The sequence below is a fragment of the Confluentibacter lentus genome (genome assembly GCF_002806995.1).
In the GTDB taxonomy this organism is placed as follows: Bacteria; Bacteroidota; Bacteroidia; order Flavobacteriales; family Flavobacteriaceae; genus Confluentibacter; species Confluentibacter lentus.
This window is the reverse complement of the sequence record NZ_NIHE01000002.1, coordinates 112,422-138,998: the sequence shown is the minus strand read 5'-3', so window position 1 is coordinate 138,998 and position 26,577 is coordinate 112,422. Positions and strand designations below refer to the sequence as shown.

At 32.7% G+C, this 26,577-nt stretch carries 25 protein-coding genes and 1 other RNA gene; 8 read left to right on the top strand and 18 right to left on the bottom strand.

Features of this window, described 5'->3' with window-relative positions; genetic code table 11:
• Positions 1–30 precede the first annotated feature (30 nt).
• Together CDH50_RS04510 and CDH50_RS04505 are read right to left on the bottom strand one after the other, a co-directional pair.
• The gene (locus tag CDH50_RS04510) at positions 31–711 is read right to left on the bottom strand and encodes a hypothetical protein (RefSeq protein ID WP_157804939.1); all 681 of its coding nucleotides are present in this window, start codon (positions 709–711) and stop codon (positions 31–33) included.
• A gap of 143 nt (positions 712–854) precedes the next feature.
• Positions 855–1,886 (bottom strand): LacI family DNA-binding transcriptional regulator, encoded by a 1,032-nt coding sequence (locus CDH50_RS04505; protein WP_100610724.1) that lies wholly within the window; start codon positions 1,884–1,886, stop codon positions 855–857.
• Positions 1,887–2,077: 191 nt separating this feature from the next.
• On the opposite strand from CDH50_RS04505, the gene CDH50_RS04500 reads away from it, so the two are divergent.
• Together CDH50_RS04500 and CDH50_RS04495 are read left to right on the top strand one after the other, a co-directional pair.
• Positions 2,078–3,118: a sugar kinase gene (locus CDH50_RS04500; protein ID WP_100610723.1), complete on the top strand. Its 1,041-nt coding sequence runs from the start codon at positions 2,078–2,080 to the stop codon at positions 3,116–3,118.
• An 83-nt stretch (positions 3,119–3,201) separates the two neighbouring features.
• Positions 3,202–3,870, top strand: a complete 669-nt coding sequence (locus CDH50_RS04495; RefSeq protein WP_100610722.1) for a bifunctional 4-hydroxy-2-oxoglutarate aldolase/2-dehydro-3-deoxy-phosphogluconate aldolase — start codon at positions 3,202–3,204, stop codon at positions 3,868–3,870.
• Between the two features lie 172 nt (positions 3,871–4,042).
• Here the strand turns inward: CDH50_RS04495 and CDH50_RS04490 are convergent, their stop codons facing one another.
• The 7 genes from CDH50_RS04490 to CDH50_RS04460 form a co-directional block, all read right to left on the bottom strand.
• Positions 4,043–4,837, bottom strand: a complete 795-nt coding sequence (locus CDH50_RS04490; RefSeq protein ID WP_100610721.1) for a DUF4304 domain-containing protein — start codon at positions 4,835–4,837, stop codon at positions 4,043–4,045.
• A gap of 34 nt (positions 4,838–4,871) precedes the next feature.
• A complete protein-coding gene (locus tag CDH50_RS04485; protein WP_100610720.1) occupies positions 4,872–6,482 on the bottom strand; it encodes a UxaA family hydrolase in 1,611 nt (536 codons plus the stop codon).
• A gap of 31 nt (positions 6,483–6,513) precedes the next feature.
• The gene (locus tag CDH50_RS04480) at positions 6,514–7,959 is read right to left on the bottom strand and encodes a tagaturonate reductase (RefSeq protein ID WP_100610719.1); all 1,446 of its coding nucleotides are present in this window, start codon (positions 7,957–7,959) and stop codon (positions 6,514–6,516) included.
• Between the two features lie 16 nt (positions 7,960–7,975).
• On the bottom strand, positions 7,976–9,304 hold the full coding sequence (locus CDH50_RS04475; RefSeq protein ID WP_100610718.1) for an MFS transporter: 1,329 nt from the start codon (positions 9,302–9,304) through the stop codon (positions 7,976–7,978).
• 42 nt (positions 9,305–9,346) lie between these two features.
• Positions 9,347–10,747, bottom strand: a complete 1,401-nt coding sequence (gene uxaC, locus CDH50_RS04470) for a glucuronate isomerase (protein WP_100610717.1) — start codon at positions 10,745–10,747, stop codon at positions 9,347–9,349.
• A gap of 584 nt (positions 10,748–11,331) precedes the next feature.
• A complete protein-coding gene (locus tag CDH50_RS04465; RefSeq protein WP_157804938.1) occupies positions 11,332–12,591 on the bottom strand; it encodes a hypothetical protein in 1,260 nt (419 codons plus the stop codon).
• Positions 12,581–13,891 (bottom strand): DUF4270 family protein, encoded by a 1,311-nt coding sequence (locus tag CDH50_RS04460; RefSeq protein WP_100610715.1) that lies wholly within the window; start codon positions 13,889–13,891, stop codon positions 12,581–12,583. The genes CDH50_RS04465 and CDH50_RS04460 overlap by 11 nt, the downstream gene beginning before the upstream one ends.
• Positions 13,892–14,116: 225 nt before the next feature.
• On the opposite strand from CDH50_RS04460, the gene CDH50_RS04455 reads away from it, so the two are divergent.
• From CDH50_RS04455 to CDH50_RS04435, 5 genes are all read left to right on the top strand, one after another.
• Positions 14,117–14,989 carry a DUF6268 family outer membrane beta-barrel protein gene (locus CDH50_RS04455; protein ID WP_157804937.1) on the top strand — a complete coding sequence of 291 codons (873 nt, stop codon included), beginning with the start codon at positions 14,117–14,119 and terminating at the stop codon, positions 14,987–14,989.
• 5 nt (positions 14,990–14,994) lie between these two features.
• On the top strand, positions 14,995–15,990 hold the full coding sequence (locus CDH50_RS04450) for a Kelch repeat-containing protein (protein ID WP_100610713.1): 996 nt from the start codon (positions 14,995–14,997) through the stop codon (positions 15,988–15,990).
• Between the two features lie 103 nt (positions 15,991–16,093).
• A complete protein-coding gene (locus CDH50_RS04445; protein ID WP_157804936.1) occupies positions 16,094–16,438 on the top strand; it encodes a DUF4907 domain-containing protein in 345 nt (114 codons plus the stop codon).
• A gap of 4 nt (positions 16,439–16,442) precedes the next feature.
• Positions 16,443–17,486: a sensor histidine kinase gene (locus CDH50_RS04440; RefSeq protein WP_100610711.1), complete on the top strand. Its 1,044-nt coding sequence runs from the start codon at positions 16,443–16,445 to the stop codon at positions 17,484–17,486.
• The gene (locus tag CDH50_RS04435) at positions 17,486–18,211 is read left to right on the top strand and encodes a LytR/AlgR family response regulator transcription factor (protein ID WP_100610710.1); all 726 of its coding nucleotides are present in this window, start codon (positions 17,486–17,488) and stop codon (positions 18,209–18,211) included. Before CDH50_RS04440 ends, CDH50_RS04435 begins: the two co-directional genes overlap by 1 nt.
• Positions 18,212–18,314: 103 nt before the next feature.
• Here CDH50_RS04435 and ssrA read toward each other — a convergent pair.
• From ssrA to CDH50_RS04395, 8 genes are all read right to left on the bottom strand, one after another.
• Positions 18,315–18,707: a transfer-messenger RNA gene (gene ssrA, locus CDH50_RS04430) on the bottom strand.
• 184 nt (positions 18,708–18,891) lie between these two features.
• On the bottom strand, positions 18,892–19,461 hold the full coding sequence (locus CDH50_RS04425) for a DUF1361 domain-containing protein (RefSeq protein WP_157804935.1): 570 nt from the start codon (positions 19,459–19,461) through the stop codon (positions 18,892–18,894).
• 83 nt (positions 19,462–19,544) lie between these two features.
• Positions 19,545–19,928 (bottom strand): ribosomal maturation YjgA family protein, encoded by a 384-nt coding sequence (locus CDH50_RS15300; protein WP_100610708.1) that lies wholly within the window; start codon positions 19,926–19,928, stop codon positions 19,545–19,547.
• Positions 19,929–20,322: 394 nt separating this feature from the next.
• Complete coding sequence (creD, locus tag CDH50_RS04415; RefSeq protein WP_100610707.1) at positions 20,323–21,699, bottom strand: cell envelope integrity protein CreD; 1,377 nt, start codon at positions 21,697–21,699, stop codon at positions 20,323–20,325.
• A gap of 52 nt (positions 21,700–21,751) precedes the next feature.
• Positions 21,752–22,045 carry a winged helix-turn-helix domain-containing protein gene (locus CDH50_RS04410; RefSeq protein WP_100610706.1) on the bottom strand — a complete coding sequence of 98 codons (294 nt, stop codon included), beginning with the start codon at positions 22,043–22,045 and terminating at the stop codon, positions 21,752–21,754.
• A gap of 6 nt (positions 22,046–22,051) precedes the next feature.
• Entirely contained in the window at positions 22,052–22,342 is a 291-nt protein-coding gene (locus CDH50_RS04405; protein ID WP_100610705.1) for a hypothetical protein, read from the bottom strand.
• Between the two features lie 9 nt (positions 22,343–22,351).
• Positions 22,352–22,960 carry a hypothetical protein gene (locus CDH50_RS04400; protein WP_100610704.1) on the bottom strand — a complete coding sequence of 203 codons (609 nt, stop codon included), beginning with the start codon at positions 22,958–22,960 and terminating at the stop codon, positions 22,352–22,354.
• 128 nt (positions 22,961–23,088) lie between these two features.
• Positions 23,089–25,047 (bottom strand): TlpA family protein disulfide reductase, encoded by a 1,959-nt coding sequence (locus CDH50_RS04395; RefSeq protein ID WP_100610703.1) that lies wholly within the window; start codon positions 25,045–25,047, stop codon positions 23,089–23,091.
• A 199-nt stretch (positions 25,048–25,246) separates the two neighbouring features.
• Between CDH50_RS04395 and CDH50_RS04390 the strand changes: the two genes are divergently transcribed.
• Positions 25,247–25,624: a DUF1801 domain-containing protein gene (locus CDH50_RS04390; RefSeq protein ID WP_100610702.1), complete on the top strand. Its 378-nt coding sequence runs from the start codon at positions 25,247–25,249 to the stop codon at positions 25,622–25,624.
• On the opposite strand, the gene kdsA is transcribed toward CDH50_RS04390, so the two are convergent.
• Positions 25,621–26,442, bottom strand: coding sequence for a 3-deoxy-8-phosphooctulonate synthase (kdsA, locus tag CDH50_RS04385; RefSeq protein WP_100610701.1), 822 nt, complete (start codon positions 26,440–26,442; stop codon positions 25,621–25,623). The two genes, CDH50_RS04390 and kdsA, sit on opposite strands and share 4 nt — an antisense overlap.
• Positions 26,443–26,577: the final 135 nt, after the last annotated feature.

Genomic DNA, 26,577 nt, shown 5'->3' with positions numbered 1-26,577 from the left:
CTATTTTTTATGTGTAATTAGAATAGATTTTTATTCATGTAAAAAATCAGTCTTGCCCCTTTTCTTTCTGTATATTTTTATCATATAAATTACAATGCCAACAAGCATTAAACTCAAGAAAAAATAAGTAGCAACAACATAGCCTATTCTATATTTTGGCGGCTTTCCTAAATACTGACTTATCTCTTGATTTGTGTTTATTTTAACAGAATTAAAAAGTTCAGCTACAACATCTTTGTCAAAATGTGTATCACTGGCATAGAAAAATGTATATAAATTTTTATTTAATAAATAAAACTCAGCCTCATAGGTTGGTGTATTTAAATCGTTAGCAAATTTTAAATTATAACCAGTAAAGCCTTCTTTTTTAACAAGTGTTGTAGTCTTTAAATAATAAGGTACTCTGTATCTCATTCTGGCTATAACACGGTTGTATTCGTCAATTAAACTCGTATAATCGTATGGCAGCCTAGAAAGACTTTCTTTTTGGTCTTCGTTTTCAAAAAGTACTTTTTGGGCAATAAAATGATAGGTGTTTGTTTTGAATCTTATCTGATGGATTTTTACGCCATCAACAATGGTATCTGATTCAAAAAAGGTATTAGGAACGTCTAAAGAAACAATGGGATCGAAAGCGTAAGTTCTACTTTCATCATTTTGAGAGTATCCTAGAAAACTAAATAGAACAAAAAGCGGTATAAATTTTTTCATAAATGTCATTTTGGTTAAAATCAACACTGATTTTTTTTAAAATTTGGACTAGCCTAAATTAGGCATTTTTTTAACTCGATAGATATATATTAACACTTTTAGTAAAGAGCTGTTTTTATGTATTTTATATGAATTAAAATATACTATATATTAACTTTTTTAGACGACGATCTAATAATAAGCTCCGCCGGGAGAATCAATTTATTTAATGATACTTTTTCATTAGGGGAACCCAATCGTTTTAAAAGTGTTTCAGCTGCTACTTTTCCAATTTGTTCACTATGCTGCTCAACAGAAGTAATGGATGGTGTCACCAAAGATGTAAAAGGTTCATTGGTAAAACCAACCAAAGCAATATCTTTAGGGGCATCTATATGGTTTTCCTGCAATACTTGAAGTGCTCCCAAGGCCGCGTAATCTCCAGCGGCATAAACGGCATCAGGTTTGTTTTTTAGTTCTAAAAGTTGTCTCATAATACGTCTGCCATCTTCAATGCCTAAATTGCTTTCTATGATTAAAGATTCTTCTATGGGTAAGCCAAATTTCTCTAAGGCATCTCTATAGCCTCTAATCCTGTTTTTATAAATTCTAGTATGACTGAAACCGGCAATATGGGCTATTCTTTTACAACCTTGTTCAACAAGATGTTCAATAACCATGTGACTGCTTAAATAATCGTCAATACCAACATAATCAACATTTAAATCGTTTTCACCTCTGTCAAATAAAATTAAAGGAATGCCTTTAGACTTGATTTTCTCATAATAATCCAATTTAACAGTTTCATTCGCCATGGAAGCAATGATGCCATCTACTTGGGTATATAATAAAGCGTCAATACTTTTGCACTCTTTTTTATAAGATTCGTTTGATTGGGCTATAATGACATTATAACCTTTTTCATTTAAAACATCTTCAATTTTTTCTATGATGGAAGAAAAAAAATGGCTGTTGGCTTTTGGTATGATAACACCCACCAAATTGCTTTTTCCTTTTCTTAAAGCACTGGCTAAATGGTTAGGTTGGTAGTTTAAGTTTTGGGCTATTTGCAAAACGGCCGTTTTGGTTTTATCGCTTATTCGGGGATGGTTGCTTAATGCTTTTGAAACTGCCGAAGGTGTAATGCCCAATACATTAGCAATATCTTTTATGGTCGTTTTTTTTTTGCTAGCCAATTTTTGTATATATTTGTTTCAACGTTTGAACAAAAATAATCTTTTTTGTTTAGATACCGTTTTAATTCAGGATTATCCTTTAAAAATCTATATATTTAAAATATTCAACTTCTGAACAACACGTTTTAGGAGTCATTTTTAAAGTATGTTCAAACGATTAACCAAAAAATAATTAATAAAAAATTTATTAAATGAGTAGAGTTGTAACATTTGGAGAAATCATGCTGAGATTAGCTCCTCAAGGATTTTTAAGATTTTCTCAAGCAGACAATTTTGAGGTTGTTTACGGTGGAGGAGAATCTAACGTAGCGGTTTCATTGGCGAATTATGGCATTTCAGTAGATTTTGTAACGCGATTGCCCAAAAACGATATTGGTCAATGTGCTATGATGGAATTGCGTAAAAGAGGTGTTGGCGTTGATAAAATTGTTTGGGGTGGTGACCGTTTGGGCATTTACTTTTTAGAAACTGGAGCGGTATCAAGAGGTAGTAAGGTGGTTTACGATAGGTCACATTCCGCAATGTCCGAAATCCAACCAGGCATGGTTAATTGGAATGAAGTTTTTAAAGGTGTAGAATGGTTTCATTGGACAGGAATTACACCGGCTATTTCACAAAGTTCGGCTGATGCTTGTTTGGAAGCGGTTAAAGTAGCCAGTAAGTTGGGTATTACCATTTCAACAGACTTAAATTATAGAGCAAAACTTTGGAAATATGGTGGCGATCGTGAAGCTATCATGACTGAATTAACATCCTACTGCGATATTATTTTAGGAAATGAAGAAGATGCTGAAATGCACTTCGGAATCAAACCAGAAGGTTTGGATGTTCAAACGCATGGGCATGATGTAAAGGCAGAAGCTTTTTTGTCTGTTTGCCAACAAATGATGAAAAAATTCCCAAGAGCTAAAAAAGTCATTACAACATTAAGAGGTTCTATTTCTGCATCTCACAACACATGGGCAGGTGTTTTATACGATGGTAAAAAAATGTATGAAACCCGTCAGTATCAAATTACCGATATCGTTGATAGAGTAGGTGGTGGTGACAGTTTTATGGGTGGATTAATTTATGGGTTGTTAACGTATCCAGACAACGACCAAAATGCCTTGGATTTTGCAGTGGCAGCATCATGTTTAAAACACACTATTAAAGGGGATGCCAATTTGGTAACTGTAGAAGAAGTTACAAAATTAATGGGCGGCGATGCCTCTGGTAGAGTAGCAAGATAAATTAGTTTATTTGTTGAATTGTGTAATTGTTTAATCGGTTATCCAGTTCAACAAATCAACGATTAAACGAATAAACATATATTATGGCACAATTTTCAAGATTAGAAGTAGCACAAGCTATGAAAGATACTGGGATGATTCCTTTGTTTTTTCATAGTGATATAGAATTAAGCAAAAACGTATTAAAAGCGTGTTATGATGGCGGCGCGAGATTAATGGAGTTTACCGCTCGTGGTGATTTTGCTCATGAAGTTTTTGGCGAATTAACAAAATATGCCATTAAAGAACTTCCGGGAATGATTATGGGCGTTGGTTCTGTTACCGATGCAGCAGCGGCCTCTTTATACATGGCATTAGGCGCAAATTTTGTTGTAACACCCGTATTGAGAGAAGATATCGCCATCGTTTGTAACAGAAGAAAAGTATTATGGTCACCAGGCTGTGGCTCTGTAACCGAAATTGCCAAAGCAGAAGAATTGGGTTGCGAAATAGTAAAATTATTTCCGGGGGATTTATACGGGCCAAATTTTGTGAAAGGTGTTAAAGGGCCACAACCATGGACGAGCATTATGCCTACAGGCGGTGTATCTCCAACGGAAGACAATCTAAAAGGATGGTTTGATGCAGGTGTCACTTGTGTGGGAATGGGTTCTCAATTAATATCAAAAGACATCATAGCGAATAAAGATTATGCTAAGTTAGAGCAGGATGTTAAAAATGCTTTGGATATTATAAAATCTGTTAGAAAGTAAAAAGAACAGTAATTGTTATAAAACAGAAAAGCTTAGATTTAATCTAAGCTTTTTTTGTATAAACGTGTTTGTATAAGGAAATTTGTGTGGTTAAGCACTGAATATAGCAAATAAAAACCGAATAGAAAATACGTAAGTATTTTCGTAATCAGGATTGCACTGGCAATTAATTTTATAGGGTGTTGGCAACTGGCTTTATTTTCAGTTTGTTCAATTCTTTTCGCTCATTTTCGGCTAATATTTTATCAATTTCAGTCCATTTTTTTTTGTTAATCAACTCTTTGAGTTTTCCCCATTGGGTTACTATTTCCACATTTTCTAACCGCTTGTGAAGTTCGATTTCATTTTCCAAAATTTCAATTGCTTTACTTGCTTCATGTTGTTTAAGTTCCGAGAATAAAATTAGGAATTGAGATTTGGAAATGTCATTTCCACCACATTTTGAATAAAATGGAAAAACATATGGTTGGCTCGTTATTTTTTTTGTCGAATTGTATTTTTCAAAAAATGGTAAAGCATTTGCAATTAATTTTTCTGAAAGATAATCGGCTAAAATTAAATACTCTTCTGAAATTCTAAAGTGCTTTCTGATTGTCTCATCGATTTCCTCGATTTTTTTTGAACCAATCAAATGGTATTCATTTGTAAGTCCTTCCCAACAGTAAGGAACTAATCCAATTCGGATTTCAATATCGTCTTTCGCTCCAGTCCAACTTCCACGATTATCAATGTCAATAACTTCAAGCAAATCATTTGTCAGTCGATAATGTTTTCTACCTTTCTTTTTAAATCCGTATTTTTTAAGGTTTTCGCCAATTATATTATTCAGTTCGTTGTAAGCTGGTTTCCATTGCTCTTTTGGTAAGCTCTTAAAAACCTTGATTTGCTCAAATTCCGATATTTCAGATTTAGAATTTAAGCTCTGTTCTTTGGTTTTTCCGAAAAGTTTGAAGTTCTTCCAGGTCATTTTTTAGCTTGTTGCCAACTGCTATTAATATGAATCACAAAGAAACCCCTCTACGCCAAGGAATAAAATCATTCTGATTTAATAATTTGGCTTTGGTTTGAATTTTTCCGCTGGCGACATCAATAATAAAAGATAGCATTTCATCTGCCATTTCTTCAATGGTTTTTTCACCACGAATAACAGCCCCTGTTTCTATATCAATAATATCTGGCATCCTTTCTGCCAATTCCGTATTAGAAGATACCTTAATTATGGGTGCAATTGGATTTCCTGTTGGTGTGCCCAAACCAGTAGTGAACAGCACCACATTGGCTCCAGCACCCACCATGGCAGTTGTGCTTTCCACATCATTGCCGGGTGTACATAATAAATTAAGTCCGGGCTTGGTAATGTATTCACCATAATCCAAAACATCTTGTACAGGTGATGTACCTCCTTTTTTGGCAGCTCCGGCCGATTTCATGGCATCGGTAATTAAACCATCTTTTATATTTCCGGGAGACGGATTCATGTCAAATCCGGAACCAGCATCAACAACGGTTTTTTCGTAAGCTTTCATCAATTTTAAAAACTTTTCACCTTTTTCATCTTCAACACATCTGTTTACCAATTCTTGCTCTACACCACATAATTCTGGGAATTCTGATAAAATAGCGGTTCCGTTTAAAGCAGCTAACATATCTGAAACGGCTCCCAAGGTTGGGTTTGCTGAAATTCCTGAAAACCCATCTGAACCACCGCACTCCAAACCTACTTTTAATTTTGATAAAGGTGCTGGTTCTCGCTTTGCATCATTAGCTTTTCTAATGGCTTCAAAAGACTCTTTTACAACGGTGGTTAACATATTATCAATAGTTCCCATTTGTTGCTGTTCAAAAATAAGAACTGGCTTGTTTAGGTTTGGATTGATGGCATTCATCGCATTTTTAAAAGTACTTATCTGAAGATTTTGGCATCCCAAACTCAAAACCGTTGCACCAGCTACATTTGGGTTGTTTACATAACCTGCCAATAGTTTTGCTAAGCTTTCGGAATCTTGTCTTATAGCTCCACAACCACCTGGATGTGTCACGAATTTTACATCAATATTATCAAATACATTTACTGAATCGTTACTAACTAAAGCTTCTTCACCTCCATTATTCACCAAGGAACGAAGCAACATTTGATAAGGATTTGCTTTTTGTTTTAAAAGTTCTTTTTCAAAAACGTCTTTTAAAATTTCGATATTTCTGTTTTCACAAAAAACCAATGGAAAAAATAACCATACATTTTCAGTGCCTACTTGGCCATCTTCCCTATGGTAGCCCAAAAAGGTTTTGTCTTTCCATTTATCAACATTTGGTGGTGTCCAACTAAAAGTCTCGGTTCTACCATATACTTTTTCACTTTGATGTTTTACGTTTTCGGTGGTTAATACATCGCCTTTTTTAATGGTATTATTAGCACTCCCCACCAAAACGCCATACATGATAATTCTGCCGCCAACCTTAAATGTTTCCAATGCAATTTTGTGCTTGGCTTTGGTATCGGATAATATGTCTATTTCTTCTCCTTCAAAAGATACTACATCACCCGCTTTTAAATTCACCAGTGCTACGGCTACATTATCTGTAGGATGGACTTTTATGAGTTTTTTTTGCATGTTTAAATGTATTATAGTTCTTTAATAAAATCTAGAACTTTTTACTGTAATTATTATATCCTGCTTCGATGCCATTGGTGTCAATCTCTTTCAAGGCTAAAGCAACGGCTTCTTTAAACGAGTCAATTTTTGTCAAATCTTCTCCCCAATAATCTTTATTGCTTAATGTGTTTTTAGCAATTTCTAAATAATCATTGGATTTCCAAATTTCGGCAAATGTAGCAACAATATCTTCACTATCTTGAACAGGTAAGATTTCTCCGTTCCAAGTGCCTTTATAAAAACGTATTAAAGCTGCTAAAGCAAAGGTTAAGTTAGTCGGTAATTTTTTATGGATTTTTACATATTCCAACAAACTTGGCAATACTCTTACCCTGAATTTTGAAATAGAATTTAAAGCAATACTTGATAAGTTATGGATGATGAATGGATTTCTAAAACGATCAAAAACTTCATCGGCAAAACTATGAAGTTCGGCTTTATCCATATCCAAAGTGTCTATAATTTCATTGAAAACAGCTTTGTTTATAAGCTCGCCAGTAAATGCATTGTCAACAGATTGTTTAACGGTTTTATTTCCGTAAAGAATGGAAAAAGGCACCATAGCGGTATGTGCACCATTTAAAATCCTAACTTTTCTGGTGCGGTAAGGTTGCATGTCATCAACAATCTTCACATCTAAATCGGTTTTGTTAAACGGCAATTTTGCTTTTAAATCGGAACCACCTTCAATAACCCAAAGAAAGAATGCTTCAGCAGCAACAATCAAATTATCTTGATAATTTAATTGACTGTTGTAATTTTCAATCTCATCTTTTGGATAACCAGGCACAATTCTATCTACTAATGTGCTGTGGAACGCATTGCTTTCCAATAACCAAGTTTTAAAATCATTCCCTAAATTCCAATCCAATACATATTTTAAAATGATATCTTTTAAAGTTTCAGCATTATGATTGATAAGTTCGCAAGGAATGATTGTTAAACCTTTATTGGCATCACCATTAAAATATTTGAACCTTTCATGCAAAAGCAGTGTTAATTTAGCAGGAAACGAACTTGGTGGTTGCATAGTTGGAGTATCGGAATCTACATAGGCAATACCTGCTTCTGTTGTATTTGATATAATGAATTCCAATGACTCTTCTTTAGCTAGGCTTAGATAATCATTAAAATTAGCATAAGGGTCAACTGCTTTAACAATGTTGGAAATAAGCTCTATATTTTGAATTTCCTCGCCTTTTTTAACGCCTTTCATAAATAAGGTGTACAAACCATCTTGATCGTTTAGCATAGTTACCAAACCTTTATCTATGGGTTGTACCACGGCAATGCCTGCATTAAAATCTGTTACTTTATTTAATTCTTGGAACGCATATCCAACAAATGCCCTTAAAAAATTACCTTCACCGAATTGTACTATCTTTATTGGAAGCTTAGTTTCCAATCCAACATTTTTTCTATTTAATTTTTTCATTTATATGCTACAATCTTTAATCTAAACTATAAACTGATTTTAAATTCTCATCTAAAGGTGTCATTTTCGGCATTAACAAGTGCACTAATCCAAGGATGATTAAATAACTGGAACCTGCCACTAAAAAAGCCCAAAAGAAACCGGTGTTACCGGCGTTATCTAGTACAGAACCTAAAATAAAACTACTTATAATTCCTGATACTGCCCCTACCATACCACCAATGCCTACTACTGAGGCCGTTGCTTTTTTGGGAAATACATCAGAGACTAAAGTAAATATATTTGCAGACCAAGCTTGATGTCCAGCAGCGCCTAATCCAATCAAGACAATGGCAAGCCACTTATTATCCGTAATGGCGACAAAGGCAACTGGTAAAATAATTAAAGCACAGATTAGCAAGGTTGTTTTTCTTGCCCTGTTGATAGACCAGCCTTTTCTGATAAAGGCTCCAGAAAGCCATCCGCCAAAAATACTTCCCACATCGGCTAAAAGATAAATGACCAGAAATGGTAATCCCATATTTTTAATATCAACCTCAAACTTATCAGCAAGGAAAATAGCGCCCCAGAAAAGATAAAACCACCAAACGGCATCGGTCACTTTAGCTAAAGCAAACGCCCAAGTTTCTTTTTTGGGAAGCACACGTGCCCAAGCAATCTTTTCTTGATTTTCAATGACCGAATCACTGTTTATATAGGCCATTTCTTCTGCAGAAACCTTTGGATGCCCTTCGGGCTTATGGTAGGTTTTCCACCAAAAAAATACCCATATAGCACTTAATACCCCTGTAATTAAAAATGGAATTTGCCAATTTACCAAATCTCCCACACCTCTTTCACCACCAGACCAATATACAATAGCAGCAATAACAAATGGTGCTGCAATGGCACCAACACTGGTGGCTGCATTAAAAATACCCGTTGCAAAAGCACGATCTTTTTTTGGAAACCATTCTGCAGTGGTTTTTATGGCGGCAGGAAAATTTCCAGATTCTCCATAACCTAAGCCGAAACGTGCCAGTACAAACCCTACAAAACTAAAACTTTTGCCTACTGCAGCATGTAACATCCCGAAAATACTCCAGATACCAATGGAAACAATATATCCCTTTTTTGTCCCCAAACGGTCTATCAAACCTCCCATACTAAGCAAACCAATGGCATATGCCGTTTGAAAAGACATTATTATTAATGAATAATCTTGTTTTGTCCACCCAAACCATTCGATTAAATCGGGCGACATCACTCCCATCAAACTTCGGTCAAAATAGTTAATGGAGGTTGCTGCAAATAATAATGCTAAAATTCGGTAGCGGTAGGTTCCTACCTTTTTGGTGTCATTCATAATTATTTAGTTTATCTTGGTGTTTGTTGGCCTGTCTAAAATTTATAAATCAAAATATTCTTTAGCATTATGGTAACTGATATCTGAAACCAATTTGCCTATCCATTCCATATCATTTGGCAATTCACCTTTCCTTATTTCATCACCTAACAGATTGCAAAGAATGCGTCTAAAATATTCGTGTCTTGGGAACGATAAAAAACTACGGGAATCTGTTAACATACCTATAAAACAGCTTATTAATCCCATACTGGAAAGCGTATTTATTTGTTTGGTCATACCGTCTTTTTGATCTAAAAACCACCAACCAGAACCCCATTGTACTTTGCCTTTTACGCTTCCGTCATTAAAGTTGCCTATCATGGTTGCCATAACTTCATTATCGGCTGGATTTAAGTTGTAAATAATGGTTTTGCACAATTTATCTTTACTATCCAAGGCATTTAAAAAGGCAGACAATTTTTGGGCTTGCGGATAATCGCCAATAGAATCCCAACCGGTATCTGGGCCTAAAATGCGGTGCATACGTGCATTGTTATTTCTTAATGCACCTAAATGAAATTGTTGTACCCATCCATATTCATGATAGGTTTCGCATAAAAACAATAATAGGGCACTTTGGAATTTTGATGCTTCTTCGTTGCTTATATCTTTATTTTCTCGTTTCTTTTTGAATATGGCATTGACTTCATTTTCGGTGAAATTTTCATAATACAAATGACTTAATCCATGGTCGCAAATTCTACAGCCATTTTTATGGAAAAAGTCGATTCTGTTCTTTAAGGCATCACACAAATCGGTATAATTATTAATAGCCGTACCAACAACATTTTCTAAGGTATTTATGTAATCATTATAGCCATGGTTGGAAATTAAAATGGCTTTGTCTGGCCTAAAAGCTGTGTCTACTTTAATTGAAAAATCACTTTTTACTAGTTGTTGATGGTATTGTAAATTATCTGTAGGATCTTCTGTGGTACAAACAAATTCAACATTTGCCTTTTTTAGTAATTGTCGGCATGTATAATCTCCCGAATGAAGTTTTTCAGAAGTAATTTGATAAATTTTTTCTGCTGAAATCTCGTTTAGCAAATCATAAATATCAAAATATCGGGCTAATTCTAAATGCGTCCAATGATACAATGGGTTACGCATGGCGTAAGGCACTGTTTTCGCCCAACTCAAAAATTTATCTTTGTCAGATGCCCCTCCGGTAATAAATTTCTCCTTAATACCTAAAGTACGCATGGCGCGCCATTTGTAGTGGTCACCGTTTATCCAAACATCCGTAATATTTTCAAAGGTTTTATCCTGAGCTATTTGTTGTGGCGGTAGGTGATTGTGGTAATCTATAATTGGTAGGTTTTTCGAATAATTATGGTATAATTCTTCAGCATACTTATTTTCCAACAAAAAGTTGTCATGGATAAATTTTGAGCTCATTTATGATTATAATGTATATATTATTTTGAAAGTGTGATGATTTTCAAAATTAACTTTTATAAATGTAAATACAATAATAATCACTTATAAATTTAATTGATATTGAATAAATGAATAGTTTATCTAAATTCTTGAGGGTTCAAATTAGTCTCAATTTTTTAAAAATGACTTTCTCTTTTCAGTCTTGTTAAGCATCAACTAAAACCGTGTAATTTTTACCCAACAGATTTCGTAATTCCCCAATTTTACACATTATAATATTAATAAATTAAAAAGCTTAAATATCTTGTTGTTTCAGTTCTGTAAAGTTCTTATCTCAGAAAGCACCAAAGTTCCTGAAATAGTTGCCAAAATCCCTAGAATGATATAGCCTATTAAAACTTTAAAGGTGATTTTATGTTTGAATGATTTCATAAAAGAAAATGAAACCTATAAGATAAGTAATTAATTGCGCTTCTTTTAGAAAACGGTTTGATTTATATGTTGTTGTTTATTGGCTCAATTTTAAATAGAAATTTTTTATATCCGTAATCTTTTTTCGAATTTACTGCGATTTACTGTGTGATAAACCATTAAAATTGATGTTACTCAAACTTGCTTTTTTGAAACCATAAAGCTTCCAAACTTAAATTTATTGAAAACAAATGATAGTTTTCTTTAATCAATCCATTAGTAACTTGACCTTTATTTCCATAGGAATAGGCAATATTTATCATTGAATTAGAGTAATTATTCAAAGGTATTCCCATACCAAAATTTATATCATGATTTTTAACACGTTGTTTGTTTACTTCTAAGTTGCCATTATCATAATTAAAACCTACTCTATACTCTAGATTATTAAAAAACTTAGGGTTTTTGTTTTTAGGTGCATACTCAAACCCCAATCCAAAAAAATCCTGATTGACATACGTGCCAAGCTGATCTGATTGATTGGTACTGTCCCAAAAATTCTTTTTATAATCTAAATTAATTATAAAGTGTTCTTTAAGCTTGGACTGAAATCCGAAACCAATTTCCAAAGGCATTTGAAAATCTGCAATATTGCTGCTATTGGATACTTGTAATTTTTCGGTCGATGAGTTTGCTCTTCTATCTTTGTCTCCGTTTAATATGGCGGGTAAATTCATGATAGCCCCAACAGATATATTGTTTGACACGTCATATTGTATGCCAGTACCTAAACGAACACCCGAATAATAATTTTCATCATATAAACTAATAATACTTGTAGATAAGGTATTATTGGCGATGACAGGTATGGAGTTGATTTCAGTTTGGATTATTTGCCCAAATAGTACAGAGCCTGTTAATCCTAATCTCAGTCTATTATTTAAAGCATATCCATAATCTACTTTAAGATTGTTAATGCCACCTTTGCCTTCAATATTGGTGTAGTAAGAATAAATGCTTCCTTCAATATTGGTTTTAATATTGTCGAAAGTATACCCAACACTACTAAATGGGATTAATATGATTCCCAATCCAGATTTTTGAGATAGGGGAAAAGCAATCGCAATGTTAGAAAAATTACCTGTGATATTAGAATCTTTCTGACCATTTTTGGTGACAAAATTTGTTTCTGTTTTGAAACCAAAATCAAAATAAAAATGTTCTAAGGGCATGTTTCCCAAAGACGCTGGATTCGAATTATTTATAAAAGTATCGGATGTCATGGCTATGCCAGATTTCCCTAATCCATTAATTTTCCCTGTAGTGGTTTTATTTATTTGCCCTAGTCCATATAATGAATATGGGGAACCTGATAAAGAATTACTTTGAGCTATTATTTTGGTTGAAAATAACACCAAAAAGAAATACAGTATAATAGGTTTATTTATCATAAATGGCATAGGTTAATTCTAGTTTAAGCTTTAAATCATCTGAGGCTTTTTCCCCGTTAAGAATATATCTCTCTAAGGATTTATCATAATTTTGCGAGTAAATAGCTAAAAACAAATTGTCATCATTTACACTGCTTAATTTTAAGTCTAAAAAATCTTTTAACGGGATAGAGTATGTTATGATATTGTATTCAGTGTTTATGGTTTCAATACGCCCATAAACAGTTTCACCCTCTGCATCTGTAAGACCACTAATTACATCCCCATTCTTATTGCAGATATATAGATTTAAAGAATCTTTGGTAAACAGATTCTTTGTACTGGAATTCTGTTTTATGGAAAGTTTAAGGTTGGCATTGATAATGGTTCCCGTACCTGGTATGTCATTAATTTTTTCCAGATAAGGTATTTCAATTCTGGTGGCTATTCCCGTTCCGGCTTGAATGTAACTAGAGTTGTTTGAGTTGTAGCTAGGTAAATAGGTATCTTGATTAGTTAATGCCTCAAAATAGGTGCCTCGAACATCACTGGATATATTGTTAAAACTATTTGTAGCATTGAAAGGGATATCAAATTCATAGCCATCGCTATCTACTTCATCTTTAATGGAATAATAGATTCTTAAAAAACTACTATTTGTAAATCCTAGAATAGCCGTATTATTAGGATCGGCTTCAATTAAAAGACCCTTGTATTTATAAAGAAATGCCTCACTGTCGTTTATATCATTGTTTTTAATGTCATCGAATATCGATTTCCCAAAAGTATGGTTTAAAGAGAGGTGTAACGAATCTTCTTTTTTTGGATAGGCCTTGAAACTTTTGCTAGCTAAAGGATTGGTGTCGAAATTGAAATTAGTTGTGTTGTAAAAGGCGTCACTATCGCCATCGTATTTTATTTTTTCAGTTACCCTATAAACATTGAATTTTTGGATGGGGATGGTGTCGCTATAAAAGTAATTATCATACTTTAAAATTAAGGCAACGGAGTCATAAACAGCATCTCTATCAATCGTATATACAGAATTAGAAAGTTGCACGTAACTTTTACTTTTTGAAATGCCAAACACAGAATCGGTATAGGCTCCAATTAACAAGCGGCTAGCATCAGATAAAATGATGGAATCAAACTTAAAAGTCGTTGATTTTACGGTAATGGAATCAGTAAAATATACTTTGGTATTTACATCTATCCAGTCTTCTCCAACAGGTTGTGTGGTGTCTTTTTCACAAGAAACCAAGCACAGGATGAAAGCAACAAAAGAAAATAGATGGAAGGTAATCGCTTGCTTTACAGTCATAAATAATAAATTTTGGCGAACTTAATTATACGCTTGATGTATTAAAAATGAGTTATACGGAAAAGGGGTTTTAACATCCCAAACCGATATTTTTTTCTACCAAACCTATGTTAAGGTGTTTGTCTTAAAAAATGCCTTGTTAGTATAGACTAATTACTGGAACAGCCATTATTTTTTTTAAGAACAGATCATGCCAATACATTTGCTTAAATTTTTAACTTAATAATGAGGGGAATTATAATGATAGCTTTTATCATTTCTGTTGCTAATAAATCTATAGGACAATCAAACGGCACAACATTTTCGTTTGATTATACAATAGCACCCATTACAAATGACGGCATTGATTTTAATAAGACAGGTTTTAAAATGTCTATCCCTGTTAAACTTAAAAATGGTTTATTGTTACATGCGCTAAGTACAGATATTTATCAGTTTAATTATACTAATAATTATGGTTTTTCAACTACCGATTTATCTATTGTCAATGATATAAACTATACATTAAAATACACGCATTCGTTCTCAGATACTTGGAGATTGAATTCACAAACAGGGATATCCATAGTTTCAAACTTAGCAGCTGATATAAGTTATAATGATTTGCTTTTAAGTGCAGAGGTATCCATTACTAAAATTATTAAAAAGCATACACCTGAAGCATTAACAGTAGGGTTGAATTATTCGACAATAACAGGTAGGCCGAGAATATTGCCTATAATTAACTACATAAAGCAGGTTAGCGAAAAATTTTCGTATGGAATTGGATTCCCAAAGACATTTGTAGAATATAAAGTTACCGATTTGAGTACACTAAAGTCGTCACTATCTGTAGATGGCTTTTATTCAAATTTAAGTCATTCAATTTTTGTTAACGTCACAGATGAAGCAAATAGAGCATCATTTTCATCAACATTATTGTCATTAGAATATGAATACAAAATGGATAATTATTGGAACATAGTATTTAAAGGAGGGTATGCGCTTTCAAATACCTATAAGCTGGTTGATTATGAGGATAATACCATATTTAATTTCAACACAAAACCAGAACCATTTTTTTCCGCAGGGATTAAATTCAATATAAAAACAAAATAAAGATTATGAAAAAACACAAAATGAAATATTTATTGGGGATAATACTTCTTTCGGTTACACTTTTAAATTGCTCAAAAGATGATGATTATGAAAGAGGGAATTGGGTGTCTCGCTCCATCTTCGATGGGGTTCCAAGGAGTAATGCCGTTAGTTTTGTTATCGATAATATGGGATATGCAGGTACAGGTTATGATGGTGACGATTACCTAAATGATTTTTGGCAATATAATATAGATGGCGATTATTGGGTGCAAAAAGCCACTTTTCCGGGTGTTCCAAGAACTTCTGCATCGGCATTTTCAATAGACGGGAAAGGCTATGTGGGTATAGGTTATGATGGACTGGATGAGTTAAGCGATTTTTGGGAGTACGATCCAATAACAAATGCATGGACACAAAAGGCAGATTTTGCAGGTGGCCCCAGAATGTCGGCTGTGGAGTTTGCCGTTAACGGGATAGGTTATATTGGGACAGGCTATGATGGAGCTAATGAAAGAAAGGATTTTTGGAAGTATGATCCAACCATAGGCGAAGATGGAGAATGGACAGAGATTCCTGGCTTTGGAGGGAACAAAAGAAGGGATGGTGCCACTTTTGTTATAGCTGATAAAGTATACTTAGGGACAGGAGTTAGTAATAATGTTTATGTGACGGATTTTTGGATGTTTGATCCTGCTACTGAAGTTTGGACAAAAAAAATGGATTTAGATGAAGAAGATGACTACTCTATAGTCAGATCAAACGCGGTGGGATTAAGTATTAATGGTTTAGGTTATATAGCTACAGGTTATTCTGGAGGTGCCGTGGCTACTTTATGGGAATACGATCCATCGATAGATGCATGGGAAAATATCACGAGTCTAGAAGGATCTGCAAGACAAGATGCTGTTGGCTTTTCTACAACAGATAGAGGGTTTGTTCTGTTTGGTCGTAGTGGTAGTTATTATTTAGATGATATTTTTGAGTTATTACCACAGCAGGAATATGATGATGAAGATTAGTTGGTTTGAATTGGTTTGATTAATAGTTGTTTTTAATCCAAAGTATTAATTAATGTTTGCTCATAGAGTAAATAAATACTTTGGATTTTTTAAAATGAAACAAATGAATGTTAAAAGTAAATACCTTATTTTATTTGTTCTAATTTTGAGTACGTCTTTAATTAGCTTTATAGTTTTAAAAACGGACATTAGTACAAAAACCAAAGTTTATAAAGCAAGCATATATAAATACAATGAGGGCTATGGGTATAGTATAAGTTATGACAACAAACTTTTTATTAAGCAAGATGCCATTCCGGTTATAGAAACAAACCAACCGTTTTGTAATTTTAATGATGCGCAAAAAGTGGCGAATTTGGTGAAAGAAAAATTGAATAATAAAGAGAATCCAAACGTTTCTTTACAGGAATTAAAAAGTCTTAATATTCAATTAAAATGCTCAAATTAAAATCATGATAAAAAAAATCTTCCAAGATAATAGATTACAGAAACAAATACTTCTGCATATATCTATTTGGTCTGTATTTATTGTGTTTAATTTAATGCAGCCTCACTTTGAGTCAAATATCATCACAAAGCAAATTATAGGGCTGCTCATTGGAAATATGGTTCTTTTCTATATTAACTACTCCTATTTGGTAACCCATTTTCTGCTTAAAAACAAAACAGGTTTATATGTTTCCTGTATTGTGGTGCTTATCATAATTTCATCTATTATTTTTAAGGAATATGTACCGGAATTTAAGCCTAGACCAAACGATTTGCCTCCTTTTCCAGATAATAAGCCAGAGCCCATACTGCGATTTAAGTTAATTGGTCCAATTGCTTTTAATATTTTGTTGGTTGTAACGGGAACTGCATTACGTGTATATACCGAGTGGAACAGGAATGAACGTAAAAAGAAGGAAATTGAAGTGCAAAAATCTTCAACAGAACTCCATTTTTTAAAACACCAATTGAGTCCCCATTTTTTATTTAATTCTTTAAATAGCATTTATTCACTTACCACAAAAAAGTCAAATGATGCTCCTGAAGCTGTAATAACACTTTCAGAATTAATGAGATATATGTTATATGAAACAAATAACGAGTTTGTACCATTAAAAAGCGAATTACATTATATTCAAAATTATTTAAAACTGCAACGCTTAAGGATAGCTAATAACGAAAACGTGACTTTAAATATCCATGGGTCTATTCTAAATCAAAAAATACGTCCCTTATTGCTTATTTCATTTATTGAAAATGCTTTTAAGTATGGTACGGATTTTAAGGGCAATACCGAGGTTAAAATAGAAATTAACATTTTAGGGAATGAGTTGCAATTCAACTGTATTAATTTAATAGGAAATAGAAAAACGGATAAAGATAGCTCTGGCATTGGTTTGCAAAACACAAAAGAGCGATTGGAACTTTTATACCCAGAAAAGCATGAGCTCTTAATAGCAGAGAGTCCTAATAAATTTACCGTAAACCTAACGCTAAAATTAGACTGATGAAATGTGTAATTATAGACGATGAGCCATTGGCAATAGATGTTATTGAGTCTTATATTAAACAAATTGGTGGATTGGAAATAGTTGCCAAATGTACCAATCCTTTAGATGCTATTACCTTATTGAACAAACATAAAATTGATCTTGTTTTTTTAGATATAGAAATGCCAAACCTTACGGGAATAGATTTGGTTAAGGCCATCAATAATATTCCCCAATTTATTTTTACAACGGCATATCCCGAATATGCATTAGAAGGATTTAATTTAAATGCTACAGATTATTTGGTTAAACCAATTCCATTTCACCGTTTTTTAACAGCCATTTCGAAAGCTAAAGAAAAATATGAGTTTGAACAAAATAGTCTGTCAAATGTATCTCCTGCAGGCATTGTAGCAACAAAGGCTTTTGACGATTTTATTTTTGTGAAATCTGAATATGAAAAAATAAAAATAAATATAGACTCAATCAAATATATTCAGGGTTTGAATGATTATATCAAGATTTATTCTGCCAATTCCCCTAAAGCTGTTTTAACCTTATCAAGCTTTAAGGATATTATGGATAAACTTCCCTCTTCACAATTCATAAGAATTCATAGATCCTATATCGTTAACGTTGGCTTCATAGATGCCTTACAAAAAACAAAAGTAATTATTGATAAAATTAAAATCCCCATAGGAGAAACTTATAAAGATGATGTTCTGAAAAGATTAGGGGTTTAGTAATTCTGATTTGTAAGTGGATGATTATTATACCTGATTATAACAGGATAAAACCCTGTAAGTTTATGCTTTACAGGGTTTTTGTTTTTACTTGGTAGTCATTTAGTGGAGCCGGAGAGAATCGAACTCTCGTCCAAACAAGTAACCAAAAGGCTTTCTACACGTTTATTCTTTTCTTGTTTTTTCGATTATAAACTGGTTAAAGACAACCTATTTATAACTTAGCTTTTTAATTTCGAAAGTGCGCCAAAGCACCACACCATCTATGTTAACTTTTACGATGCCTCACAAAAGAACGCCGTTAACCAAGGCTTTCAGGAGACATTTAGCTTGCACACCTGGTGTGCCGAGGCTTATCTTACTTTATTCAGATTAAGCAGCTAAAGCGTAGTTATTCTCGCCGTTTAAATTTTGACCTAGTCTTTAACGTGTTTCAAAGTCATTACACGACGTGCTTACCATTCAATTAATCTCGCTGTCAAAACCAGTCGACCCCTTAATGAAATAGTAATAATGGCGTTCCCTTTCGGGTCAGGTTTTACGCTATATCTTTTGCAAAAAAGCAAAAGGATGCCGCTTCAATCCTTAACGCGGGCAGCAAAGATACCAAAAACTTTCAGATTTTGCTGTATACGTACAAATACAACAAAAATTATTCCAATGCTATGATGTCAGTAAAACTATTTAGATGTATTGACTTGAAGTTGCTTAAAAATCCAAAATCCAATAACTAAAAAACTTCCAAAAATGAATGTGAATAACCAAGCTTCAAAATGTAAATTTGGGTTAATAACAATATCTAAGATGTCATTTAGTAAATTAATGGGATTTTGAATGATTTCCCAAGAATTGTATCTTAAAAATCTACCCAAGTAAACTCCAAATCCACTCAGAAAAGGAATAAAAACATATATGATATTTAAATATTTCATATTTATATAGTTGGCTATTATCTCTTTCATATCTAAAAGCGAAAGATAGAATAATAACAATCCGTTAAGAGCAAAGGATGTCACCACTAAAATATCTAACCATAACAAGTGATAGGAACCCTTCTTTAAATGCAACAAATCCGTAATTATATAAGGCGCATTTGGTAAAAATAGCAGCCAAACGCCAAACCACAAAAGCAAACTGAATTTATTGAGTTTTGGGGTGCTTAATAAATACGTTGTTATGGCAAAGGGAATGACTGCTAAAAATAGATTCCATATTAAAAACGAGAAAAAGAACGACTGGTTTAACTTCATTCGTATCATTAAAAGCACAACGCTTAAAAGCATTGATAAACTGACCAATGAGAATGTTTTAAACCGGCTAAATAATAATTGTTTTAGATAATCCATAGTTTGTAAATTTTATATTCAATAATTAAAACGGTAATAATACCAAGTGTATAAGCAACCAAATCTGATATATGAAATGTGCTTCCTAAAATGAGTTTTGCTAAATGATTGTTTTCTAAACTTAATATCTCGAGCAGATTCATCAGTTGTAAAAATTCTATAGCATACGCAAAGAGCAATACATAAATAGCTATGTAAAATGAACTTGCGTTTATAAAACTTTTCAAAAAGCAGTAGATTAAAATGACTACTAAAAAATCCCCAAATGTGTATCTTATAAAACCGTGGGTTAAGAATTTAGCTATCAGTATTTCAATAAGTAAAATTGAAATGAAAAGCAGGGTATATATTTTGTTGAATTTTAGAAACATAGATTATTCTTGAGTTGAGAATTAAAAAAATAAAATTATGCGTACATAAAATATTACTATAGGAATGTTTAACAGCATGATTCCGCATGTTTTTATATGATTTATTCTATTTTCGGCATATATCATGGACAATAATAAATTAGAAAAAAATAAAATGGTATTGACTGCAAAAGCTGTAATTACAAATTTAAGCCCTACCATAATACTTGCTTCAGCCTTCCTTGATAGAGGAATAATGAGAATAATACAGTTCCTATTAAAAAGCTAATTAGTGCTACAATCTTACTTACTTGTATTAAATTAAACATAGTCTGCAATTTTAAAATTTAGTGTTAAACCTCACTCGTATCTTGTAAGGGAATCGGAGTGAGGCAACACACAACTAACCAATAAATTAACCGTTATTCCAGTCTATTTTTCTTGATACATACATAACAATCGCTAAGATTAAAAACAGACCGATACTGCCCACAATAAGTGCATAATTTTCTAATTGAATGATGACATAAATAAAAGTGTATAAAGCCGTTAATGAAAGCCCTATAAATACAGGAAACTTAAAGGTTTTTAATATAGATTTTGAATATAAAGTGATGAGAATAATCACCGAAATGCCTGCTATTAAATAAGCCTTTAAGAAATTACTGTGTTCAGATATTGAAACCAATAAGGTGTAAAACATAGTAAGTGCCAATCCTATCATTAAATATTGAAACGGGTGGATATCTATTTTGCTTAAAGTCTGAATTAAAAAGAAAATCAAAAAGGTTAATGCAATAACCAAAAAACCATATTTGGCAGAACGTTCGCTTTTTTGGTATTCGTCAACTGGAATCATAAAATTGACTCCTGAAGCAAATTCGGTTAAATCGGGAATGACTTTTTTATATTCTTGGGAAAAAGGTCTGTTAAGTTCAAGGATTTTCCATTTAGCATCAAACCCTTTTTCCTTTATTTTATCATCATTATAAGGTAAAAATTCCCCAATAAAGTTAGCTGTTTTCCAATTAGACGTTATTTCGGCTTCCGTGGTTTTTCCAATAGGAACAAAACGTATTTGTTCACTTCCCTTAATTTTTAAATCTATATTAAAGGACATATTATTTAGGTTTGAAGCATTTATTTCATCAATATGTTTAGTTTCAAGTGTGTGTAAGTTTAATGATAATGGATTATCAATTTTCGATTTATTGTACTTAGATGTTATAGGATAGTTTTTATTTAAAAATGACACTTCGGCTCCATAAACGCCCTTAACATTGGAAGATTGAATAATTAGTTTCACTTTATCCCAAATAATATTTTTTGAATCTATTTCAAGATTATTAAAGTCGGGGTTGCTAAAGGTTCCATTAATTTTTATATTGCTATTGTAAACCGCAGTTCCATAAATACCGCGCTTTTTTTCTTCAGGATTTATGCTTGAATTTATTTTTAAGCTTTCCGGGAAGAAATAAGCGTACTCTATGTTTTCAACCGTTTCGGTATAAACGCTTTTGGTTGTTCTATCTGTTACCGTTTTCTCAGTAAAGGTTTTGTAAGGAATTTCAAGAATGGGTCCATAAATGAGTAACTCGTTGCCCCATTGCTGGTTTATTTCACTCAATGCCGTTTCTTTTCTTAAGGAACGTTCACGAATAAGTTCGCCTATAAATGCTAAAGGAATCAATAAAATAATAATTAAAAATCCGACCATGAGCATTCTAGCTGTGATGGATTTTTTTAACCAATTTCCAAATTTGTTTTGCTGTGGTGTGTCTGTGTTTTCCATGATTATAGATTTAAAGTACTTTGTATTTCAAAGTATGAGATTAAAAAAAATGTTAGTGCTTATTTATTATTTTTTCGAGTGCGTCAATATGCTTTTTAAATTCCAATTCACCTAATTTTGTGCAACTGTAACGTGTGTTTGGCTTTCTGCCAATAAATTGTTTTTCAACTTTAATATAGTCGGCAGCTTCCAATGCTTTGGTGTGGCTTGCCAAATTTCCGTCAGTGACATCTAATAATTCTTTTAGCATATTAAAATCGGCGTACTCGTTCACCATTAAAATAGACATAATGCCTAATCTAATACGGTGATCGAATACTTTATTTATATTGTTTATGATGCTCATAATTTTTTAACTTCCAGCGAAAGGTGTTCCAAAAATGCCAACCGCAAGTTCAACCCATGTTACAAATAATAGGACTAAAATAATGAATAACAAAACGAATCGATTTTGTTTTTTGCTTACTTTCCTCAGAACAAGTTCTATGGCAAGACCTGTACCCAATAACAATAATGCAGCTGCGATAAAATCCCTAAAGGACCAATTTACTTCATTGGTAAACTGCATAGCAGTCAATGGTATTAAAAGTAAAAGTACAACGGTACTTATAATTGCGGTTAATCGTTTGTTTTTTAAAACCATAGTGATAAATTATTTAGTGTCATATTTAAAATGCATCAAAGTGCCGTAAATAATATGCATGATTCCGAAACCAATGACCCAAAGCCAAAATCCATATACTGGAAGCATGGCACAGATTAGCCCTAAAACTATTTGGATATAACCCAAATATCTAATATCACCAATACTGTATTTTGAGGCATTAACTAAAGCTAAGCCATAAAATATAAGCATTAACGCGCCAGATTGCCCATACTTTTGTTGGTCTAAAATGATTAGAATATAAAGTCCGCCCACAATTAACGGAATCAAAAAATTAATAATCAAACGCTTTGATGTGGCATCCCAGATTTTAGTGCCATTTTTCTTTGCTTTTTTGGTTGTTAAGTAAATACCTGTAATAGCACTTAAAAAGGCAACCAAAAATAGTATTAAAACGCAAAGTCTGAATATGTAATCGTCAAGAGTTAAAGTTCCATAACTAAATTCAGTAACCAACCAATAGGCAATGGCGGCACCAATTAAGGCATAGGTTCCTGCCAATATACCCGATAAACCACTTAATGAAATAAAGCGAGAGGATTTATTCATTAAATCTTTAATCTCGCTGAGGTCTTTTAAATAATCTTTTGATTCCATATTAAAGTACTTTGAAATGCAAAGTAAATAAATTTAATTGAAATAGAATAATTTATTTATAATAAAAAAAGCAATCTTTTTTAGATTGCTTTTTAAATATGGTTATACCAGTGGTATTTGAATGATTTTTAAGATTTTAAGGGTTTAAAAGATTGGTTAAATTTGATCATTTGATCCAATTCGGAAACCAAACCATCTACACTTCCTCCATAACCAACAGATTTAAATTTTATTTTTCCATCTGTTCCTATTATGAATTTTGTTGGAATGCCACTAACCTTATAGTCTTCTACTACTTTATATGGGCTGTCTGGTTCATCAGAAGTTTTTGTGTCAAATAATACATTAAATGAATATTTGTTGTTCTTAATAAAATTGGTCACATTTTTAGTATTTTGTTCTGGTGTTCCATTTTCCCAAGTGTCAACAAAAAGAAATACCACATTTGGGTCGTCTTTATATTTGTTTACCGCAGTTTGCATGGCTGGGAAAGATTGTATACAGGGGCCACACCAAGTTGCCCAAAAATCTATTATTACCGTTTTGCCTTTTAAACTGGACAATGTGACTTCTTCATTGTTTAAGTTTGTTAAGGTGAAATCAGGTGCTTCTTCATCAATCATTTTTTTTCTTAATTCTGCAATTATGCTTTCTTCTGCTACTTTTTCTAAACCGCTTAAATAATCATTAAAACCTTTGTCAGAACCTTTATTGGCAACATACGCTTGTTTTAGATATTCTTTAGTTTTTGCCGAACCATTACCATCTTTTATAAAATTAGCGGCTTTGGTTTCCACATCATCGTATTGTTTGTTTTTTAATAAAAACTCCACATATCTTTCAATAACTCCATTGTCGCCTTTTCCTTTTTTTATGGAATAAGCAACCGGTTCCTGGTATTTGATTGCTTCCTCCATTTTTCCCTGTTTGAAAAGAATGTAAGCATAAGTGTCAGCAAACGTGAAGTAGGCTGATTCAGTATTTTTTTTATGCTGACTTTCAGTTGTAAAAGGGCTTTTTTCCGATTCTTTAATTAACTCTAGGGACTTATTTGAAATATTAGATGCAAAATCTAAATCTTGATTTTTTAAAACTAACCCCCAAGCTGTATTGTTATACAACATGGCAAGATTCGATTTGTTAGAAATGAGGGCGGAATATTTAAAAAAGTTATCTTTATCTTTATTTTCAAAAAATTTATTGGCAATTGTTTGTGCCATGTAATCTTTTATACTTAAGTCATTTTTGCTTTTTGCTTTCGTTGAAAACGCTTCAAAAATTGTAACCATCTTTTCTAAATCTTTTTCTTCAAAAAATGAATTTAAAAATTTACTATTAGCGATATTTCCATTTGGGAATCTTTCAATTGCTATATTTGTAATGGAATCTGCTTTTCCCCTTTCCCTTAAAATTCCATAAAAATTGATAAGCGTAGAATAATCTTTTTCCGTTAGTTCAGTTTTGCTTTTAAGTTTGTCAATTTCTTCATTAATTACCATTTTACCGGAAACATTATCTTGTCTAATCAGTTCATTAAAATAGACGAAACCCAATTTATCTTTTACTTCTGGATATTCATCTATATCAGTTTTTAATAATGCAAGAATCTTTTCTTTATCAATATTAATCCCATGACTATCAGCATATCTTAAATAATAGTAGCCTAAGCTAGCATTGCTTCCAGCAATTTGTTTTTGGTTTTCGTCATATAGAAAGATTGTGTAGCCGCTATTTTTATTGTTATAATAAGTTTCCCCAGATTTAAAATTAAAAGCTAATGCTTTTGCGGAATCTGGTATTTTAATGTACCCTTCCCAGTTTCCGTTATCTGCTTTTTTTAGGTTAATGTCTTCTGGATACATGTTTTCATTAACTAGATAATAGAAAAGCGATTGAAATTCACTGTCATCCTCTAGAGAATTTTCATCAAGGGAATAACTTAATTTTAAAGAATCGCCTGGCTTTGGAAATGTTTTGGAGATATGAAGTTCCCCAATATCCAATCCTAAGTCTTCTTTTTCTTTTTGGCAGGAAACCAATAGCAAGATTAATAATAGTACGGTAGTTGGTAAATGTAATGTTTTCATAATAAATAGTTTAGATTGATGATTAAAGTCTTCAATGTAGTCAAAAAAAAAATAAAAGTAAGAAAATTTAACATATTATTTTGATGCCCGTAAAATTTAGAAAGATTGTTTTTTTAAAATAGATGGGCTTATTTGGATGTTAAGCAATAGTTTTGTAGCTATGCTTTTTTAATCACAATAATTTAAATAACGTTTTACCGTGAAACCCGTAGAGCACTATTTTCTTAATCAAAAAGAGCCATACCAATCCATTATGCTTTATGTAAGAAGCATTATTTTAAACACGTTGCCAGAAGCTGAAGAACGCTACAGCTATAAAATTCCGTTTTATAATTGCCATAAAAAGCCCATGTTATATTTGAATGTTTTAAAAGGTACAAACTATGTAGATGTTGCTTTTGTTCAGGGCATATTATTGGAAAAGCAGTTCCCAATTTTAAAAAATGATAACAAACGTAAGCAAGTGCGTTCTATCCAGCTAAAGACGTTAGAGGATTTAGATCATGATAATTTCGTGCAATTATTGCATGAAGCATCCGCTTTGTTAGGAAGAAGTAAAAAAGCCTGGTTTATTTAACCAAGTTTATTGACGGTTTTTCTAATGGCTACCAAATTGGTTAATAATTTTTCCAAAAGATCTAAATGTAGCATATTGGCACCATCGCTTTTGGCATTTGCCGGATCGAAATGGGTTTCAATAAACAAGCCATCTACATTATTTACAATACCGGCACGGGCAATCGTTTCAATCATATCTGGTCTTCCACCCGTAACGCCGCTCGATTGGTTTGGTTGTTGCAAAGAATGGGTTACATCCAAAATAGTTGGAGCATATTGGCGCATGGTTGGTATGCCACGAAAATCCACTATCATATCTTGATAGCCAAACATGGTGCCTCTATCAGTAATCCATGATTTGTCATTGCCAGAATCCTTAACTTTTTGAACGGCGTGTTTCATGGCTTCCGGACTCATGAATTGACCTTTTTTTAAATTAACCACTTTACCAGTTTCGGCAGCAGCCACAAGTAAATCCGTTTGGCGCACCAAAAAAGCAGGGATTTGCAAAACGTCAACATATTGAGCTGCTAAATGCGCGTCCGAAATTTCATGAATATCGGTTACCGTTGGGATTCCAAATGTATCGGATACTTTTTTTAAGATTTTCAAAGCCTTTTCATCACCAATACCTGTAAAACTATCCACTCTGCTACGGTTCGCTTTTTTAAAACTGCCTTTAAAAACATAAGGTATTTCCAATTTATTGGTAATGCTTACTACTTTTTCAGCAATTCTTAAAGCCATGTCTTCACCTTCAATGGCACAAGGGCCACAAAGTAAAAAGAAATTGTTAGCGTTTAAATGGTTTAGTTTTGGTACGTCTTGAAGATTCATAAGCTTACTGTTTTCATGAAATTTAAGGGTACAAAGATACTATTAATGCACTTACTTAGAACAAAATTTATTCGATTGTAAAAACATCTAAAGGAATTGCTAAATCGTTTTAGGGTTTATATTAATAATAACCAA

What these genes read in the sequence shown, in the direction of transcription:
- CDH50_RS04510 (WP_157804939.1), bottom strand. Translation starts at nt 711, where the DNA reads ATGAAAAAATTTATACCGCTTTTTGTTCTATTTAGTTTTCTAGGATAC.
- CDH50_RS04500 (WP_100610723.1), top strand. Translation starts at nt 2,078, where the DNA reads ATGAGTAGAGTTGTAACATTTGGAGAAATCATGCTGAGATTAGCTCCT.
- CDH50_RS04495 (WP_100610722.1), top strand. Translation starts at nt 3,202, where the DNA reads ATGGCACAATTTTCAAGATTAGAAGTAGCACAAGCTATGAAAGATACT.
- CDH50_RS04490 (WP_100610721.1), bottom strand. Translation starts at nt 4,837, where the DNA reads ATGACCTGGAAGAACTTCAAACTTTTCGGAAAAACCAAAGAACAGAGC.
- CDH50_RS04485 (WP_100610720.1), bottom strand. Translation starts at nt 6,482, where the DNA reads ATGCAAAAAAAACTCATAAAAGTCCATCCTACAGATAATGTAGCCGTA.
- CDH50_RS04480 (WP_100610719.1), bottom strand. Translation starts at nt 7,959, where the DNA reads ATGAAAAAATTAAATAGAAAAAATGTTGGATTGGAAACTAAGCTTCCA.
- CDH50_RS04475 (WP_100610718.1), bottom strand. Translation starts at nt 9,304, where the DNA reads ATGAATGACACCAAAAAGGTAGGAACCTACCGCTACCGAATTTTAGCA.
- uxaC (WP_100610717.1), bottom strand. Translation starts at nt 10,747, where the DNA reads ATGAGCTCAAAATTTATCCATGACAACTTTTTGTTGGAAAATAAGTAT.
- CDH50_RS04465 (WP_157804938.1), bottom strand. Translation starts at nt 12,591, where the DNA reads ATGATAAATAAACCTATTATACTGTATTTCTTTTTGGTGTTATTTTCA.
- CDH50_RS04460 (WP_100610715.1), bottom strand. Translation starts at nt 13,891, where the DNA reads ATGACTGTAAAGCAAGCGATTACCTTCCATCTATTTTCTTTTGTTGCT.
- CDH50_RS04455 (WP_157804937.1), top strand. Translation starts at nt 14,117, where the DNA reads ATGAGGGGAATTATAATGATAGCTTTTATCATTTCTGTTGCTAATAAA.
- CDH50_RS04450 (WP_100610713.1), top strand. Translation starts at nt 14,995, where the DNA reads ATGAAAAAACACAAAATGAAATATTTATTGGGGATAATACTTCTTTCG.
- CDH50_RS04445 (WP_157804936.1), top strand. Translation starts at nt 16,094, where the DNA reads ATGAATGTTAAAAGTAAATACCTTATTTTATTTGTTCTAATTTTGAGT.
- CDH50_RS04440 (WP_100610711.1), top strand. Translation starts at nt 16,443, where the DNA reads ATGATAAAAAAAATCTTCCAAGATAATAGATTACAGAAACAAATACTT.
- CDH50_RS04435 (WP_100610710.1), top strand. Translation starts at nt 17,486, where the DNA reads ATGAAATGTGTAATTATAGACGATGAGCCATTGGCAATAGATGTTATT.
- CDH50_RS04425 (WP_157804935.1), bottom strand. Translation starts at nt 19,461, where the DNA reads ATGAAGTTAAACCAGTCGTTCTTTTTCTCGTTTTTAATATGGAATCTA.
- CDH50_RS15300 (WP_100610708.1), bottom strand. Translation starts at nt 19,928, where the DNA reads ATGTTTCTAAAATTCAACAAAATATATACCCTGCTTTTCATTTCAATT.
- creD (WP_100610707.1), bottom strand. Translation starts at nt 21,699, where the DNA reads ATGGAAAACACAGACACACCACAGCAAAACAAATTTGGAAATTGGTTA.
- CDH50_RS04410 (WP_100610706.1), bottom strand. Translation starts at nt 22,045, where the DNA reads ATGAGCATCATAAACAATATAAATAAAGTATTCGATCACCGTATTAGA.
- CDH50_RS04405 (WP_100610705.1), bottom strand. Translation starts at nt 22,342, where the DNA reads ATGGTTTTAAAAAACAAACGATTAACCGCAATTATAAGTACCGTTGTA.
- CDH50_RS04400 (WP_100610704.1), bottom strand. Translation starts at nt 22,960, where the DNA reads ATGGAATCAAAAGATTATTTAAAAGACCTCAGCGAGATTAAAGATTTA.
- CDH50_RS04395 (WP_100610703.1), bottom strand. Translation starts at nt 25,047, where the DNA reads ATGAAAACATTACATTTACCAACTACCGTACTATTATTAATCTTGCTA.
- kdsA (WP_100610701.1), bottom strand. Translation starts at nt 26,442, where the DNA reads ATGAATCTTCAAGACGTACCAAAACTAAACCATTTAAACGCTAACAAT.